Below are 15,255 nucleotides of genomic sequence, written 5' to 3'. Positions count from 1 at the left end.
TTCATCCGGCCTTGGTCCGGGTTATTTATAAAGAAACCACAATTCAGGAGAGAGTGTCTATGAATACAAATAAAAATGAGAAGTTTACCGTTACGTCGCAAGTGGAAAACGGGACATGCACCGTCTATCTGCGCGGTGAGCTTGATCTTTCCGTTGCTCCGGATTTTCGCCAGGTGATGGAGCCCCTTGCTCTCAACGACAAACAAGACCTGGTCATCAACTTGAAAGAACTCAAATATATCGACAGTACCGGCATAGGAATTCTGCTGTCGATCTTAAAGACCAGGCATGGAATGGAAGCCGGCTTTTTGGTGAAGGAAGTGCCGGACCAAATTCAAAAGCTGTTCGATATGACCGGAATCGCGAAGTTTTTTGCCGCCCAGGAGAACTCCCAATAGGAAAGGATAGAGTATCATGATAGACGAGGTTCAAAAAGTTGTAATCAGTTTGCCGGCGACTGCGGAGTTTGTGGATATAGTCAGGTTAAACCTGTATGGAATAGCTTCAAAAATGGGTTTCTCGTACGAAGAAATCGAAGACATGAAGGTGGCCGTATCCGAAGCGTGCAACAATTCGGTCTTGTATGCTTACAAGGATACGAACGGCATGATGGAGGTTACTTTCGAAATCATCGGTGATGCATTGTCCATTACGGTCAGAGACGAAGGGGAGAGCTTTGATTCGTGGGGTGAACGGTCGACGCTGCACGATAAAAATTTGAATGAAGCCCAAATCGGCGGTCTCGGCTTCTATCTCATGCAGGCGTTAATGGATGACGTTAGCGTAATGAATGAAGCCGGAAAGGGAACAAAGGTAGTCATGACTCGCCGCTTAATGAAGAGCGAGGAGAAGGTATGACGGATAAATTGACTCCCCCCGAGTCTTTAAACGAATCCACCAGTATGATCTGGGAATATCAACAAACCAAGGACAATGACATCGCCACCGTCCTGATTCAGAAATATGAGCCGATGGTTAAAATGGCGGCGGGAAAAATCGCGCGCAACCGTCCCGATCTCTATGAAGATCTTTACCAAGTGGGGCAAATGGCGTTGATCCGTCTGCTGCAGCAGTACGATATCGAAATGGGAATTCCTTTTGAGCCTTACGCGATGAAGAGCATGATCGGTCACATGAAGAATTTTTTGCGGGACAAGTCCTGGTATATTCAAGTGCCGCGAAGAATCAAGGAGAAGGGAGCCCTCGTCCAGCAGGCGATCGATGAACTGACCGTGAAGTTGGAGCGGTCTCCTGACGTAAAAGAGATCGCCGACTATCTGGAGTTATCCGTGGAGGAGACGGTGGAAGTATTGGCCGGCCGGGAATGCTATCACTATGTGTCGCTGGATTCGCCGTTATCTCAGGAGGAAAGCGCGGCAACGCTCGGCGAGCTGATCAGCTCGGATGCGGACGATTACGATACCGTCGAAAAGCGGATGGATTTGCAACAAGCGCTCAGCCAGCTGAAGGAGCAGGAACAGCAGGTGCTGTTATTGGCCTTTCAAGAGGGGCAATCCCAGCGCGCGATCGCCCAGAAGCTGGGCGTATCCCAAATGAGCGTATCCCGGATTCAAAAGCGGGCGACGGAGAAGCTGAAGCAGATTATGTCCAACTCGAACACGTTGTGACGGCATCGAGTAAAGGAGTACAGCCATGGAAGTGGAGAATCAACTGAGGGTGAAGCGGAGCGGACAAGGCTGGTCATGGATCGACCTCGAAGTGAAGGAGGACGAATGGGATAGCCCGAAGGTCAGGCGTCTCCGGCAGAATTACCCTTTGACTCGGGAATGGCTGGATGCGCTTCCCAAGATGGAATCCAACCAACTATCCGTAAGATTTCCGGACGGCAGGGAGCCCATTCTATATGGCTCCCTGTTTTATTCGGTGCAGGAAGAGATCAAGGATACGCAGGCCGATTGCCTGCTGGCTCATTTTTTTGTGAGCGCCGACGTGCTTGTCACCATCAATTTTGATGCCAATACCACTCGGGTGATGAATCAAAAAGACAATGAGATCATGCTGCTTGATTGCCCGCGGCCGGTCGACGGGTTATTCGTCCTTACCAGGGTGATTCTTCATTACTTTCGGGTGGGGATGGACCGCTTTGAACGGAATTTGCGGAAGGTTGAGGAGCTGATGAAGAAGCGCAACCGGAAGTATTTGATGGACCGGATTTTGAGCGCCCGCTTCGAACTTCTGCATTGGTCCAATTTGTTCATTCCTTTTTTGGAACTGGTGACGGCTGCGCGCGAAGCTTATTTGGAGCAAATGGAGGACAGCATCCCGTTCCGGCGTTTTTTATATCGCGCCGAGCGAATGAGCGGCCTCGTCAAACACTACGAGAAAGAAATCGACACCTTGATTTCCATTGATGACGCGGTTTCGGGATTTCGGGGCAATGACATTATGAAAACCTTGACGATCATGACCGCGGTATTCACCCCGGCCACGGTGATCGGGGCGATCTGGGGGATGAATTTCGATTTTCTTCCCTGGGTCAAACAGGGCCTGTTCGGCTTTGCGCTGATCTGCGGAATCACGTTGCTTACCACAGCGGGATTCTACATCTGGATTCGGGCAAAGGGGTGGACCGGGGATTTGCTGGAAGTGGAAGAGGAAAATTCAAATCTGTGAACATCACGATCAAAAACAAGGTTGCCCTGCGGATAAGGGCAACCTTTGTGCGCACTTCCGATTCGACGTCCGTGCCGGAAGGTTTATTGCTCGGGATCGTTCATTAATCCCTCTTCATGATCCTCGCTGTTCGTCTTCATCTCATCCATATCTTCGCCAAGCTGTTTTAAGTCCTCCATGTCATTGACCATCGAGCCGTTCTCGGCCGAAACGATATCCTTATGCCCGGAGTATTCGCCTTCACGAGCCTCCCGAATCTGTTTCTCCACGTACTCCTGTTGTTCTTCCTCCGCTGATTTGAATCCCATGGGGGAACCCTCCTTTGCCATGCTATAGTCATCAAAATGCAAAGTTATTGTATCCTTACGGCTTGGATTGAATGTAATCTTGCAGGCTTTTGATATAATCGCCAACCATCGGCAAATCCACGAACAAACTGAGAAGCCAGCCCAGCAGACCGAGGATGACGAAGGTCCCCACACTGAGTCCCAGCCCGCGGGAGAGGCCGGCCACAAAGTTGGTTAGCACCCGTTTTTTCGGATTCGTATAGTTTTCCAAAATATCTTTAAAGTCGGCTTTCTCCAGCATATCCGCAATGCTGTCCAGTTTGCCGTTCAACCGTTTTACTTCATGCCTGAGTTCAAAGGGATGGTCTTTGGTGTCTTTGGTGCCGTACGGATTTAAGCGTGCCATCGGCCTTCCTCCTTGCGACGATGAATTTAGGCTCACAAACAGAAATCGCCAGCTGCCCGAGCTGGCGATGTTCAGGGGACAGCCCCGTTTACATAGATCAGTTCACGGAAGAACCAAACTCGCGTTTCGCTTCACTCGAAGCCTGGTTAACCTCCTGTTTTACGTCCTCCGAGCTTTTTTCCGCCTCTTTGCCGACGGTTTGAACTTCTTGCTTAATGTCCTCCGACACATCCGCGGATGCTTCTTTTACGCTGGACACGATGTTGCTGGCGCTGGTGCCGACCGTTTTGGCAAGATCGGTTGTTTTCGAGACAACGGTTTTGGCGAGCTCGGAACCTTTTTCGCAGGCAACCGCCGCCATCTCCTTGGACTTGTCCGTCGCGGTGGAAAGCTTGTCCGACAAGTCGCTGCGCAGTTCGCGTCCCGGCTTCGGCGCATACAGCAGGGCTGCGGCCGCACCGAGCAGCGCTCCGATCACGAGCCCCTTCGTAAAGGTGCCACCGCTTTGTACTGGGTATTCCGTCTCGGCTTTATTCATTTTGCATCGCTCCTTTATATGGATATTCGTCATTGGATGAAAAAGCGGATTGAAATGGTGACTTCAGGTGCTTTTCTTACTTCGTATATAAACGATCCGGGACGAGGTGAAACAACCGGATGCTTTGCCGCGGTCACGTTTTCTTCGGTATTCATGAATGGCGAACCGAGGCCTGCTGTACTATACTGGAGGGATGGAAGTTTGATGTGCGAAAGGAAGATGGCCATGGAAAATATATTGGTGGAAGAATCCCGCGGGGGGATGCTGGAATGCACCCACCGCGGTCATATATGCATTGTGGATGAGAAGGGCAGGGTCATCAAAGCGGTAGGGGACCCCGATTTTGGCGTATTTACCCGGTCGGCGGCCAAACCGTTCCAGGCGATTCCGGGAATTCGCGCAGGGATTGCGGAGGAATTCGGTTTAAGTTACGACGAAATTGCGATTATGACGGCATCGCATCGCGGCGAGCAAATGCACATCGAGACATTGGAGAGCCTCCTCCGAAAAACCGGTCTCGATGAAAACGCACTGTTTTGCGCGCCAAGTCTTCCGCTGGATGCCGCCGCAAAGAAGCGGCTGCTGCGCAGCGGAGGGGAGCGCCGGCGTCTGTATCACAATTGCTCGGGAAAGCACCTGGGCCTCATGGCCTACAGCAAAATGCGCGGGTATCCGCTGGATAGCTACAGCGATCCCGATCATCCCGTGCAGCGGGAAATCTGGGAGACGCTGGCCTCCCTCGCCGGCCTGCCGTTGCCGAGCATACGCCGTGCCGTCGACGGATGCGGTCTGCCCGTCTTCCATCTTCCGCTGTCCGCGCTCGCTAACGCTTATTTGAAACTCGCTTGTCCCGACCGCATTGACGATCGCGCGACAGCCGCGGCGGCGGCTACGGTCGGGAAGGCGATGAACCGCCATCCGGAGATGGTCAGCGGTACCGGACGGATCGATACGCTGCTGCTTCAAGATCCCAATCTGGTCGCCAAAGGAGGCTTTAAGGGCGTTTACGCTTTTGGTCTGCGAAAAGAGCGGCTGGGCGTCGCCTTCAAAATCATGGATGGGTCCGAAGAGGAGTGGGGCTTGATCGCACTGACGATTCTGGAGCAGTTAGGCTACGACAACAAGGATACCGTGGAACGACTGAGAACGGCGTTTTCGACGGAAATCCGCAATGACGAAGGCATGAAGGTAGGGACGACACAAACGGTTTTCCGGCTTGGCGATGTATGACGGACCGAAGGGTCGCGCTTATTGATTAGCCGATGGGGCATAGGGGTAAAAATGTAGCAAATCCAGTATGGTGTTATAGGCGAGGAGGATTAAGATGATTAAAATAGTCACTTCGGAAGAGAGGCATACGGCCCATGCCGGTCCTGTCCAGAGCGAATTCAGCTTTTCCTTCGCAGATTACAATGACCCCGGGAACGCCCATTTCGGCTGCCTTCTGGTGTTGAACGACCATACGCTCGCTCCCGGTAAAGAACTGGAGGCCCATCCCCATCATGATCTGGAAATCGTCACCTATGTAATATCCGGTTCCTTGAAAAGTTCCGCCGGGTCCGCGGGGCTGGAGCCTTTAGAGGAAGGCTCGTTCCAGGTGCTCAGCTCGGGTACGGGGATCATCCACGCGGAAGCCAACCCTTCCCCGGTCGAGCCGGCGCGTTACCTTCAAATGTGGTTTCTCCCGGAGGGCCAAGGTCTTCCTCCCGCCGAGAGCTCCCGCCGAATTCCAAGGGAGAAGCGGATCGGGAATTGGATGCCGGTCATCAGCGGGAAAAGAGACGGGGACTTCCTGCGCATTCATCAGGATGTAAATCTGTTTGCCCCCGTGCTGACGGATCAGGAGGAGCACTTGATCCGTACATCCCATCGAAGACAGCATCTGTTTGTCGTCGAGGGGCATGTCGAGCTGTCGTGCGAAAACCAGCGGTTTTCGCTGGGGCCCGGCGATGCGGCAAGAATTCGCTGCCCGGACGATCTGGTCCTCCGGAAGACGGGGGAAGGTATGGCGGAGCTTTTGATCGTCGACATGCCTTAAACGAATGCGGGCGAAGAAGAACGAGGAACAGAGGCAGGTTACTTCTTGCGCAAATTGCCCAATTCCTGAGCGACCGCCTCCACCTCGGAAATGCTGAGCCGTTCTTTGCTCATCACTAAATCATAAATGTCCAAAATGTCTTCATATTGGTCCGTGTTAAATGCGGAAGCGTTCATGGCGGCTCCGGTCGCCATTTTCAGCTTCGTTTTGATCGCCTCGATCATATATTCCACGTTTTCCTGGCTTTTTTGAGTTAAGTCCATGGATCATCAACATCCTTTCTCGTTTCATATCCCGGTTATTGTACCACGCTTGGCCCGCGGGCACACCCTTTTTGCTAGATCCGGGGGATTTGCGGTACAATCAGGTTAATTCGGTTGAAAGAGAGGGGATGAAATGCTCATGGATGAAAGGCAGGTACTGCCCGAAACGGGCTTTGCACGAAAAAAGCTGACCGGCGGCGATCTCCCCGAGTTCTTTTTGGAAGTACGAAGGAGGCACGCGGCGCGGGAGATTACATTTCTCTGCATCGGCACCGACCGATCCACAGGCGATGCGCTCGGTCCGCTAGTCGGAACACGCCTCACGGAACAGGGGTTTGCGAATGTGATCGGGACGCTGGATTTTCCTTGCGATGCCTCCAACCTGGAAATGCGGGCCTCCCTGGTTCCCAAAGAGCATATCATCGTGGCGATCGATGCCTGCCTCGGAACGCCGGCCTCCGTCGGCTGCTATCTCGCGTCGGGTCAGCCGCTGCTCCCCGCCCAATCGGTGGGACGAACGCTGCCGGCCGTTGGCCATTACAGCGTGGCGGCCGTCGTCAACATCAACGGGCCTAAGCCGTACTGGACGCTGCAAATGACTTCGCTTTACAAGGTGATGCGGATGGCCGACGAATTGGCCGAAGCGATCGGGCGCGGTTTCAGAGGCGCGTGAATCGGATTAAATATAGGAATCGGGACGATCACTACATACAACTTAAGAGCGACAGTAAACGAATATAAACCCGTATGAGGTATAGAAAGAGAGGGAAGCGTGATGGAAAAAGTAACTGTTGAGGGATTCACGATGGCTTATGAGGAACAGGGCCAGGGAGAGGCCGTTGTTCTGCTTCACGGCTTCTGCGGAAGCTCGGCTTATTGGGAGAAAATCGGACCGATGTTGGCCGATGATTACCGGGTAATCATGCCGGATCTTCGGGGACACGGCTCGACGGACGCTCCGATGGGAGCTTATACGATCGAACGGATGGCGGACGATGTCGTCGCGTTGATGGACCGTCTGGGCGTTTCGAAATTTACGCTGCTCGGCCACTCCATGGGCGGATACGTCACCTTGTCTCTGGCCCAACGGTATGCCGAACGATTAAAAGGCTTCGGCCTCATTCACTCGACCGCTTACCCGGACGGCGAGGAGGCCAAAGAGAAGCGCCTTCAGGCCGTGGCCACGATCGGCAATAAAGGGATTACCCCGTTTGTGGACGGGCTTGTGCCGGGATTGTTCGCGCCGGAATTGCGCGAAACGCTGACCGAAGAAGTGAACCGCGCGAAAGAAATCGGGTACAAGACGCCGCCGCAAGGAGCTTCAGGCGCCGCGCTGGCTATGCGGGAACGGGCGGACCGCCGTGACGTATTGTCTTCCACCGTTCTGCCGGTGCTGCTGGTAGCCGGAGAAAACGACGCCGTCATCCCGATCGAACGCACCTTCACGACGGAAGGACCGTCGGTCACCAAGGCGGTGATCAAGGGCGCCGGCCATATGAGCATGTACGAAGCGCCCGAACAGCTCGCCGCCGTCATCCGCGACTATTTGCGCGGCGTATCGTCCGCGAGCAAGTAACGGCCGCTTAGGCAATCGCGTGTTCGGACAACTGAAGCGCCATCACCGGAGGTCATCCCCGCGTCGTTCGTCCGATGCGGGGAGGCCTCCTGTTTTGCGTTAACTGGATATTCACGTCAAAATGACTTACAATTTGTTCTTAAATAAACCAACCTTGCAGAGGAGACGGAGCCTATGCTGCGGAAAGATTACCTGGTTCGGATGCTTGAGGAAATGACGGAGATGATCGGCAAAGTGTTCGGTCTGAAGCAGCAGCGCAAATGGACCGAAGCCTTATGGGAGCTCGACGAGCTTTATAGAAAGCTGTTCCGGCTGAACTCCCGGCTGCTCGGCTCCCTTTCGGCCAAAGACATCGTGGAAATGATGCGGACCGGCGGGACGGTGGAGTCGGATAAACTGCAAAGTTTGGCGCGGCTGATGAAGGAAGAAGCCGATGTCTTGACGGCGTCGGGACAGCCGGAGGAAGGCGTCCTCCGCGCGAGGAAGGCGCTGCACCTATATTTGGCGGCCCATACGTACGGAGCCGACCCCGGATTATGGGAACTGCACGGCGAAGTGTCGGAGCTACAGGAAAGTCTGAAAGGTTTCCGGCTTCCGGAGGATACCGAACGCCTGCTTATGGGCTATGAAGAAAGCAGGGGGAATTTTGCGCTTGCGGAAAATGCGCTGTATCGTCTGCTGGAAAGCGGGTCGGCCCGGCGGGAAGAGGGAGTCGCCTTTTATACCCGCTTGTTGGCGCTGGACCCGGGGAAGCTGGAGGAAGGCGGCCTCCCCGAGACTGAAGTCCGGGAAGGACTGGAAGCTTGGCTCGCCAGAACCGCCGGTTTAGCATACAATGAAGTCGGCCCAAACGGCGTGTAAAGCACAGCCCGTATTGGTTTAATCAATTCAACTCATTTTGGAAAGAGAGCGGTCTTAATGGAGGAATTACGCAATCTGGTACGTCACATTTCGGAGCAGGGCGGGCTTATTTCCGCGACATTGAGCCAGCGCCGAAAGGCGGGGGAAGGGGAAGACAGTTACAACAAGACCGTCATCAAACCGGTCCTGCTTAAAGGCACGCTTCATTACCAGTTCACTTATCACTTCAGCAAAAAGGTTACTCATGAGAATATCCCGGCCGCGGAGCTCGAGTCCGCCGTTATGAAGCTGTTCGCGGAGACGTTCCGCCAAGGGCTCCTGTGCACGGCGCAAGCCGATTATCAGGTGCTGATCAGCAAAAAGTACAAAGTATCGATTCTGACCAAGTCCCCTACCAAAAAACCGGGGACGCTCGCCCATAACCGGGCCAAACAGTACATCCTTGAGGAAGGGAAGCCGGTTCCGTTCTTGGTGGAGCTCGGAATTATGAACGCGGACGGCAAGGTATTGGCCAAAAAGTACGATAAATTCCGGCAGATCAACCGGTTCCTCGAAATGGTCCAGGATGTGCTTCCCCACCTCCCCGAAAACCGGCCGGTAACGATCGTGGACTTCGGCTGCGGCAAATCGTATTTGACGTTCGCGTTATATCACTATTTGTCGATCGAATTGCAAAGAGAGTTGAATGTCGTCGGACTCGATCTGAAATCGGATGTCATCGAACATTGCGGAATGCTGGCGAAAGATTTGCAATACCGCAATTTGCGCTTTCTTGTCGGGGATATTGCGGACTATGACGAATTGAGCGAAGTCGATATGGTCGTAACCCTGCACGCCTGCGATACGGCGACCGACGCCGCGCTGGAGAAGGCCGTTCGCTGGAACGCGTCGGTGATCCTGTCCGTCCCTTGCTGCCAGCACGAATTGTTCGGGCAAGTGGCAAGCCCGGTGCTTGAGCCGCTTTTGTCCCATGGCATCTTGAAGGAACGCTTTTCCGCGTTGGCGACCGACGCCATCCGGGCCAAGCTGTTGGATATTCTCGGCTACAAAACCCAATTGCTTGAGTTTATCGACATGGAGCACACCCCGAAGAACATACTGATCCGGGCGGTCAAGGGGGAGGTTTCGGCCGCGGAACGAGAGCGCTTATGGAACGAATATGCCGCATTTCGGGACTTTTTGAGCGCCGTGCCTTACCTCGAAAAAGCTTGCGGAGACCTTCTCCCCGCAGGAAAATGAAGCAGCGAAAGAGCCGGTGACATGCAGTTCGTCCCGGCGTATCAAGCGGGATAAGCGTTTGAGGCGATAAAAACAAGTCAACACTTGAGGTGTTGGCTTGTTTTTTTGTATCGAGGAGGGGAGGCTATGGCCGGACAGGAACGGAGAGCAACAGGAAGATTCAATATAAAGTCACGGTCGGACGTGATGATTCGGGGAGCGGTCTTGGGGACGGTCGCCTTTTTGGCCTTGACCGGGGGCATGTTTCACCGGGCGTCTCTTCTAACGCTCGTTCCGGTTTCGCTATGGCTTCTGACGGCGGCTGCAGCGATGGTCGCCTTGTTAAGGAAATCGTGGTGTAGGGGAGGGGATGCCGCACTTCCGGGCGGGGATTGGCCCCTCATCGCCGGTCCCTTTATCATCGCCTCCTTCTACGGAATTCAGCTGCTGATGAGTCCGGTATCTTACCAATCGACGGTTCTGGCGTCCATCCACTGGCTGTTTCTGGGGGCTTTTTCTTTGGGTTTGCTGGCCGCGGGGAGGGGACGGGGCGGCCCCGCCTATCTGGAGCGGGGCTGGCTGCTCGTCACCGGCGGGCTTGCGGTCACGGCGCTGGCGGCCGTGTACGGGCTGCTGCCCGCCCCGGGGGCGATCCTGCGCACGGCGGATCGCGAAGTGGCCGCGGCGGGGGCCCGGCTGGGCGGTCTGCTCCAGTACCCGAACACCTTCGGGGCCGTGATGGCGGCCGCGCTGCTGGAGCGGCTGACCGCCCTCGCCCGGATGCCGGGCGCCGCCTTCACCCGGCCAGCGCGCTGGCGGGGCTGCGGGGCCGGCGCGCTGGCCCCGGTCTTCGCCCTGGCGCTGCTGCTGACGGAGTCGCGCGGCGCGTTCGCCGCCGCGGCCGCGGGCTGGGCCGCCGGCTGGCTGCTGCTGCGCGGCCGGGAACGGCTGCGCTACGCGCTGCACAGCGCCGCCGCCTTGGCCGTGGCCGCGCCGCTCGCCCGGCAGCTCGCCGCCGCGCAGCTGGCGCCGCCCGCGCTGCCCGGGCTGCTGGCGCTCGCCGCCGGGCTCGCGGCCGCTTCGGCGCTGTCCGCGCTGGCGGCCCGCAGCGCCGAGCGGCTCGGGGCGCCCGGCGACCGGCGCCGGGGGAGCGGCGCTTTAGCTGCAGGCGCCGTGCTGCATGCGGCCGTGCCTGCAGCTATGCTTGCCGCCGCGCTCGGTGCAGCGCTGGCCTTCGCCGGCTTGCGCGAACGGCTCTATAGTGCCGCTACCTGGCTCGCCCGGGGCGAGATGTATGCGGACGCACTGCGGTTGCTGCGTGAATGGCCGTGGCTCGGCCGGGGAGGCGATACCTGGCGGTGGCTGCATCGCACCGTCCAGAGTCGCCCTTACGTGGGAAACGAGGTGCACAGCGGATATCTCGATCTGGCGCTTGATCTCGGGGGAATCGGGCTGCTGGCGTTACTCGTCTGGCTGGGTTTCGCCGTTGTCCGGATGCGGCGTTCCCGTATGCCCGGCAGGCTGCTGCCGGCTTTCCTGGTTTTGCTGCTGCACAGCGCGGTTGACTTCGACATGAGCTACGGATTGTACTGGATGCTTGTCCTATGGCTGGCGGTCTGGGGGCTGGGGCCGTCTGGCGGCTCATTCGGCCGTAGGCCGGGGAAGACGCGGAGGTTGGTCGACCGCATGAACGGTAAAAGACGCGTTCAGCTTGACCGGCTGCTGGCGGGGGGATTGGCGGCGGTGCTGCTGACGGGCGGGTTGTCCGCCTTCCGCCAGGCGGAAAGCCTTCGCCTGCAGCGGCTGGCGGAGGTTGGCCCGCCTGGCGTCCGGGCGGCGGCGGAGTCCGCGCGGCTGCTGGAGCGGGCGCTCGCGCTGGCCCCGGCCCGGCCGGAGCTCCGCCTGGCGCTGGCCGGCCGGCTCGAAGCCGAAGCGGCGGCCGAGGTGCTCCGCGGCGGGATGGCCTACGAGCGGAGCCATCCCGGCCTAGCGCTCGCGCTGGGCTTTGCCCTTGCGCGGCAGGGGGATGCCGCCGCGCTCGGTCCGCTCCGCCGCGCGGCGGAGCTCGACCGCTACAGCCGTGCCGTGCAGACGGCGGCGCTGGAAGGCATCAGCCTGCTGGCGGACAGGCTGAAAAGCGCGGGCAAGCTGCCGCAGGCGGCCTCCACCGCTTCGGCGGGGATGGAAGCGTTCCGGCGCTTCCACCGTCTGGCGGAGCAGACCCGGCAGCTTCGCAATGACAGGGGCTTCCGTTTAACTCCAGAAGCCGTCGCTCTCGCCCGCAAGCTGCGGGCCGGGGCCGCCGGATTGCCGCCTCCCCGCCCCGGGGAGGCTTCCGCCCGCCCGCGCTGACGTGCCGCTGAGCCGCCGTGCTGCTGAGCCGCCGTGCCGCCTCCCGGGACTCCTCACCCGCCGAACGCGTGGCGAAACGCTTTGGAGAGGGCGTCCCGGTCCACTTGCCACAATTCGGCGAGCTCGGCGCTGACGCTTTCGTCCCACCAGTCCGCGAGCACCTTTCGGTTGCTGATATTTTCGCCGATCCACAGCAGGTTTCCGATCACTTTTTTATAATAGAGTTCCTCACCTTGCTTGATTCGTTCTTCGGGAATATATACGCCGAGCCGTTTGATTGTGCGGTAGAGCTCTTTGCTGCAGCTTCGGCGGATTTTTCTGGGGGTCGGCAAAGCCGCGGCGTGTTTCCCCGGTTTGTTGTTCATGTTCCCGCCTCCTTCTTGAAACAGCATATGCGCCCGTCGGCTCGGGAGACACTTTGGCCGGGACGGGCGAGTGGATGCATGTCCCCCGCTATGATAGAATAGACTGGTGAAAAAAGACATTTGAGCCTTGCGCTTAAATGTAGGGGAAGAGGGACGGCAAGGTGGAATGGATTTCAAATGTGATAGGCGTTCTTTTTGAATGGATTCAGCAGTTGGGGTATTTCGGCATTATGCTCGGCCTGATGATTGAGGTTATTCCCAGCGAAATCGTACTGGCCTATGGAGGTTATCTGGTACATCTCAAAACGATTAATTTTGTAGGTGCGGTCTTTTTTGGCGTGGTCGGCGGGGTGGTCGCCCAACTGTTCATTTACTGGATCGGACGCTACGGCGGACGGCCGATTTTGGAGAAATTCGGCAAGTACATTTTGATTCAGAAGAAACATATCGATGTGTCCGAAGCGTGGTTTCTCAAATACGGTCCCGGCGTTATTTTTACGGCCCGGTTTATTCCGGTTGCAAGACATGCGATATCGATCCCGGCGGGGATGGCCAAAATGCCGGTCGGCAAGTTTCTGCTGTTGACCACGCTGGCGGTAATCCCATGGACGGTATTGTTTGTATACCTGGGTATGCTGCTGGGCGAAAATTGGAAACACATCGATGAGAAAGCCGGGGCGTATATCATGCCGATTCTGTTGGTGGCCCTTGCGCTGCTTGTCGTTTATTTATTGGTAAAATGGTTCGGCACCTCGCGAAAGAAAGGAGAATTGGAATGAGTGTCAACGTCGCTTACAAATTCGGAAAGGGCATCACGCCCCGGCAATTTATGGAGGGCATGGAACGGAACAAGGAGACTTTTGCCGCGGGGTATGCGAATTTTGCCTGGATCCGGGATGAGGACCGTGAATTTTTCGAGAGTTTGAATTACCGGGATGACGTGCGGGTGCTGATTCTCGCGGCGGATTGGTGCGGAGACGTCGTCCGCAATGTACCGGTGGTGTTCCGGGTGCTCGAAACGGCCGGATGGAAGACGGAAGTGTTTATTTTGGAAGAACATCAGGATCTGATGGATCACTTTCTAACCATGGGCGGGCGTTCGGTTCCGGTTGTTATTTTTGCCGATACGGGCGGTTACGTGCTTGGACACTGGGGACCCCGGCCTGCCCATGTCCAGGAGTTGATGGTGGAATTCAAACAGGAGAATCCCGACCGGGAGGCCCCAGATTATGAAGAGAAGATCGGAGCTGTCCGCCAAAAGATGGCCGAGAAATATGAGGAAGGAGCCGGAGTCAACGCCTCGGTCGTCAGCGAGCTGCGCACCCTGATCTCCGGAATGTAGAATAATATGCTGCGAATAGAGAGCTTTTCTTTGGGACCTTTGCAAACGAACGCTTATCTGCTTCGGGGGGACGACGACGGTCGGGCCGTTATTATCGACCCCGGCATGAATCCGGGTCCTCTGCTGCGGAGAATTGAAGGATTGGAGATTGAAGCGATATTGTTGACGCATGCCCATTTCGATCATATCGGCGGCGTGGAGGAGATTCGGAAGCTTAAGGGCTGCCCGGTTTACTTGCACCCTTTGGAAAGCGAGTGGCTGACGAGCCCTAAACTGAACGGTTCCTTGATGTGGCCGACGGTGACGGGGCCGATCGCGTGCGAACCGGCGGAGTTTGATTTGGCCGAAGGACAGAAGATTAAGCTGATCGGCCACGAGTTTACGGTATACCATACGCCCGGACATTCCCCGGGCAGCGTGAGTTTTCTTTGCGGCGACGATTTGTTCTCGGGCGATTGCCTGTTCAAATTGAGCGTAGGGCGGACGGATCTTCCCGGCGGGCGCGAGGCGGACCTGTACAATTCGATTCGCGGCACTTTGTTCCGTTTTGCCGACGAAACCAAGGTCTATCCGGGCCATGGTCCCAAAACGAGTATCGGATTCGAGCGGGCGAACAACCCTTACGTTTCGGGTTGATGCGTTTAATCGAGCCTATGGTCGGAAATGCCTGCAAATCTGCATCTTTTTCGCTCGCATCGGGCTGAGTTTTTAGAATTCCTGCAAATCTGCAGGCTTTTTCTCGTGAAAAGAGCGCTCTCTAGTCTTTGGCCGGAAATTCCTGCAGTTTTACATCAATTTGTAGGACGGCTCGACAATTTGGCGGAAATTCCTGCATATTTGCATCTTTTGAGCCCCGCCCCGACGTGGCATCCAGCCTGGCCAGGTGCCGCCCATAAACCGTTGTGGCGAAGGCGTTCGGCGCATCCGCAATTTCCTATACTGCGGTCGAATGCGGCCTGTAAGTCTGCTAGCCCATGTGGAGCCGCCGAATTCGACACCATGACAGCGCAAAACGCCCTTGCCGATCTGCCGAGATCCAAGGGAGGGCTGGCCGATGGCCAATTCGAATGACTTCTTAAGCGGTTTTACAACAAATTTTTGCACAAAAAGTGCAAAAATACTGGACAAGCCTGCCGTCCTTTGTTAGAATCATGTCTATAAATATTGTTAACCCTGCGAAGCACGCAAGCTGAGGAATTGTCCCGGTTTGCGTTCTTTTTTTGCGTTTTTTGGGGATCGCAGTATAGGGACATCCCCATAGCGACGATTCGGAATTTTCACTGGCTATACTCCTTCCCTTAAAGTGAATGTCCCCATCTTAAGTCCGCCGATCTCCTGCGACAAGCCGTAAACACGCATTCCCTAACCCTCAGCT

General features: G+C 56.3%; 20 protein-coding genes. 14 read left to right on the top strand and 6 right to left on the bottom strand.

What is annotated here, in order from left to right; all coding sequences use genetic code 11:
• Positions 1-59 precede the first annotated feature (59 nt).
• From FRY98_RS27250 to FRY98_RS27235, 4 genes are read left to right on the top strand one after another with little or no spacing between them, the layout of a single operon-like run.
• Complete coding sequence (locus FRY98_RS27250) at positions 60-398, top strand: STAS domain-containing protein (RefSeq protein ID WP_148457846.1); 339 nt, start codon at positions 60-62, stop codon at positions 396-398.
• Positions 399-414: 16 nt separating this feature from the next.
• Positions 415-858: an anti-sigma B factor RsbW gene (gene rsbW, locus FRY98_RS27245; RefSeq protein WP_148457845.1), complete on the top strand. Its 444-nt coding sequence runs from the start codon at positions 415-417 to the stop codon at positions 856-858.
• Positions 855-1,628, top strand: coding sequence for a sigma-70 family RNA polymerase sigma factor (locus FRY98_RS27240; protein WP_148457844.1), 774 nt, complete (start codon positions 855-857; stop codon positions 1,626-1,628). The genes rsbW and FRY98_RS27240 overlap by 4 nt, the downstream gene beginning before the upstream one ends.
• 25 nt (positions 1,629-1,653) lie before the next feature.
• A complete protein-coding gene (locus FRY98_RS27235; protein ID WP_148457843.1) occupies positions 1,654-2,634 on the top strand; it encodes a magnesium transporter CorA family protein in 981 nt (326 codons plus the stop codon).
• An 83-nt stretch (positions 2,635-2,717) separates the two neighbouring features.
• Here FRY98_RS27235 and FRY98_RS27230 read toward each other — a convergent pair whose 3' ends face one another.
• The 3 genes from FRY98_RS27230 to FRY98_RS27220 all read right to left on the bottom strand — a co-directional run bounded on the left by FRY98_RS27230 (position 2,718) and on the right by FRY98_RS27220 (position 3,865).
• Positions 2,718-2,942 carry a hypothetical protein gene (locus FRY98_RS27230; RefSeq protein ID WP_148457842.1) on the bottom strand — a complete coding sequence of 75 codons (225 nt, stop codon included), beginning with the start codon at positions 2,940-2,942 and terminating at the stop codon, positions 2,718-2,720.
• 55 nt (positions 2,943-2,997) lie between these two features.
• Positions 2,998-3,327: a DUF5665 domain-containing protein gene (locus FRY98_RS27225; protein ID WP_148457841.1), complete on the bottom strand. Its 330-nt coding sequence runs from the start codon at positions 3,325-3,327 to the stop codon at positions 2,998-3,000.
• A gap of 97 nt (positions 3,328-3,424) precedes the next feature.
• Entirely contained in the window at positions 3,425-3,865 is a 441-nt protein-coding gene (locus FRY98_RS27220; protein WP_148457840.1) for a YtxH domain-containing protein, read from the bottom strand.
• Positions 3,866-4,090: 225 nt separating this feature from the next.
• Between FRY98_RS27220 and FRY98_RS27215 the strand changes: the two genes are divergently transcribed.
• Together FRY98_RS27215 and FRY98_RS27210 are read left to right on the top strand one after the other, a co-directional pair.
• Positions 4,091-5,095, top strand: a complete 1,005-nt coding sequence (locus FRY98_RS27215) for an asparaginase (RefSeq protein WP_148457839.1) — start codon at positions 4,091-4,093, stop codon at positions 5,093-5,095.
• 94 nt (positions 5,096-5,189) lie between these two features.
• Positions 5,190-5,903 carry a pirin family protein gene (locus tag FRY98_RS27210; RefSeq protein WP_148457838.1) on the top strand — a complete coding sequence of 238 codons (714 nt, stop codon included), beginning with the start codon at positions 5,190-5,192 and terminating at the stop codon, positions 5,901-5,903.
• Between the two features lie 38 nt (positions 5,904-5,941).
• Here FRY98_RS27210 and FRY98_RS27205 read toward each other — a convergent pair whose 3' ends face one another.
• On the bottom strand, positions 5,942-6,166 hold the full coding sequence (locus FRY98_RS27205) for a DUF1128 domain-containing protein (protein WP_148457837.1): 225 nt from the start codon (positions 6,164-6,166) through the stop codon (positions 5,942-5,944).
• 139 nt (positions 6,167-6,305) lie between these two features.
• On the opposite strand from FRY98_RS27205, the gene yyaC reads away from it, so the two are divergent.
• The 5 genes from yyaC (at position 6,306) to FRY98_RS27180 (ending at position 12,173) form a co-directional block, all read left to right on the top strand.
• A complete protein-coding gene (gene yyaC, locus FRY98_RS27200) occupies positions 6,306-6,839 on the top strand; it encodes a spore protease YyaC (RefSeq protein WP_148457836.1) in 534 nt (177 codons plus the stop codon).
• A 102-nt stretch (positions 6,840-6,941) separates the two neighbouring features.
• Complete coding sequence (locus FRY98_RS27195; RefSeq protein WP_148457835.1) at positions 6,942-7,742, top strand: alpha/beta fold hydrolase; 801 nt, start codon at positions 6,942-6,944, stop codon at positions 7,740-7,742.
• A 174-nt stretch (positions 7,743-7,916) separates the two neighbouring features.
• Positions 7,917-8,603, top strand: a complete 687-nt coding sequence (locus FRY98_RS27190) for a DUF6483 family protein (RefSeq protein ID WP_148457834.1) — start codon at positions 7,917-7,919, stop codon at positions 8,601-8,603.
• A gap of 57 nt (positions 8,604-8,660) precedes the next feature.
• Positions 8,661-9,842 (top strand): class I SAM-dependent methyltransferase, encoded by a 1,182-nt coding sequence (locus FRY98_RS27185; protein WP_148457833.1) that lies wholly within the window; start codon positions 8,661-8,663, stop codon positions 9,840-9,842.
• A gap of 126 nt (positions 9,843-9,968) precedes the next feature.
• Positions 9,969-12,173: an O-antigen ligase family protein gene (locus FRY98_RS27180; protein ID WP_148457832.1), complete on the top strand. Its 2,205-nt coding sequence runs from the start codon at positions 9,969-9,971 to the stop codon at positions 12,171-12,173.
• Positions 12,174-12,226: 53 nt separating this feature from the next.
• On the opposite strand, the gene FRY98_RS27175 is transcribed toward FRY98_RS27180, so the two are convergent.
• A complete protein-coding gene (locus FRY98_RS27175) occupies positions 12,227-12,538 on the bottom strand; it encodes a dehydrogenase (protein WP_148457831.1) in 312 nt (103 codons plus the stop codon).
• Positions 12,539-12,699: 161 nt separating this feature from the next.
• Here FRY98_RS27175 and uptA point away from each other — a divergent pair, with 161 nt between their 5' ends.
• From uptA to FRY98_RS27160, 3 genes are read left to right on the top strand one after another with little or no spacing between them, the layout of a single operon-like run.
• Positions 12,700-13,317 carry an undecaprenyl phosphate transporter UptA gene (gene uptA / locus FRY98_RS27170; protein ID WP_148457830.1) on the top strand — a complete coding sequence of 206 codons (618 nt, stop codon included), beginning with the start codon at positions 12,700-12,702 and terminating at the stop codon, positions 13,315-13,317.
• A complete protein-coding gene (locus FRY98_RS27165) occupies positions 13,314-13,880 on the top strand; it encodes a thioredoxin family protein (RefSeq protein WP_148457829.1) in 567 nt (188 codons plus the stop codon). Before uptA ends, FRY98_RS27165 begins: the two co-directional genes overlap by 4 nt.
• 6 nt (positions 13,881-13,886) lie before the next feature.
• A complete protein-coding gene (locus tag FRY98_RS27160; RefSeq protein ID WP_148457828.1) occupies positions 13,887-14,516 on the top strand; it encodes an MBL fold metallo-hydrolase in 630 nt (209 codons plus the stop codon).
• Positions 14,517-14,666: 150 nt separating this feature from the next.
• Here the strand turns inward: FRY98_RS27160 and FRY98_RS27155 are convergent, their stop codons facing one another.
• A complete protein-coding gene (locus tag FRY98_RS27155; protein WP_148457827.1) occupies positions 14,667-15,008 on the bottom strand; it encodes a hypothetical protein in 342 nt (113 codons plus the stop codon).
• Positions 15,009-15,255: the final 247 nt, after the last annotated feature.

The sequence above is a fragment of the Paenibacillus faecis genome (assembly GCF_008084145.1).
In the GTDB taxonomy this organism is placed as follows: domain Bacteria; phylum Bacillota; class Bacilli; order Paenibacillales; family Paenibacillaceae; genus Fontibacillus; species Fontibacillus faecis.
Note: the sequence above shows the minus strand (reverse complement) of the source record. Positions and strands in the feature narration are given on the sequence as shown.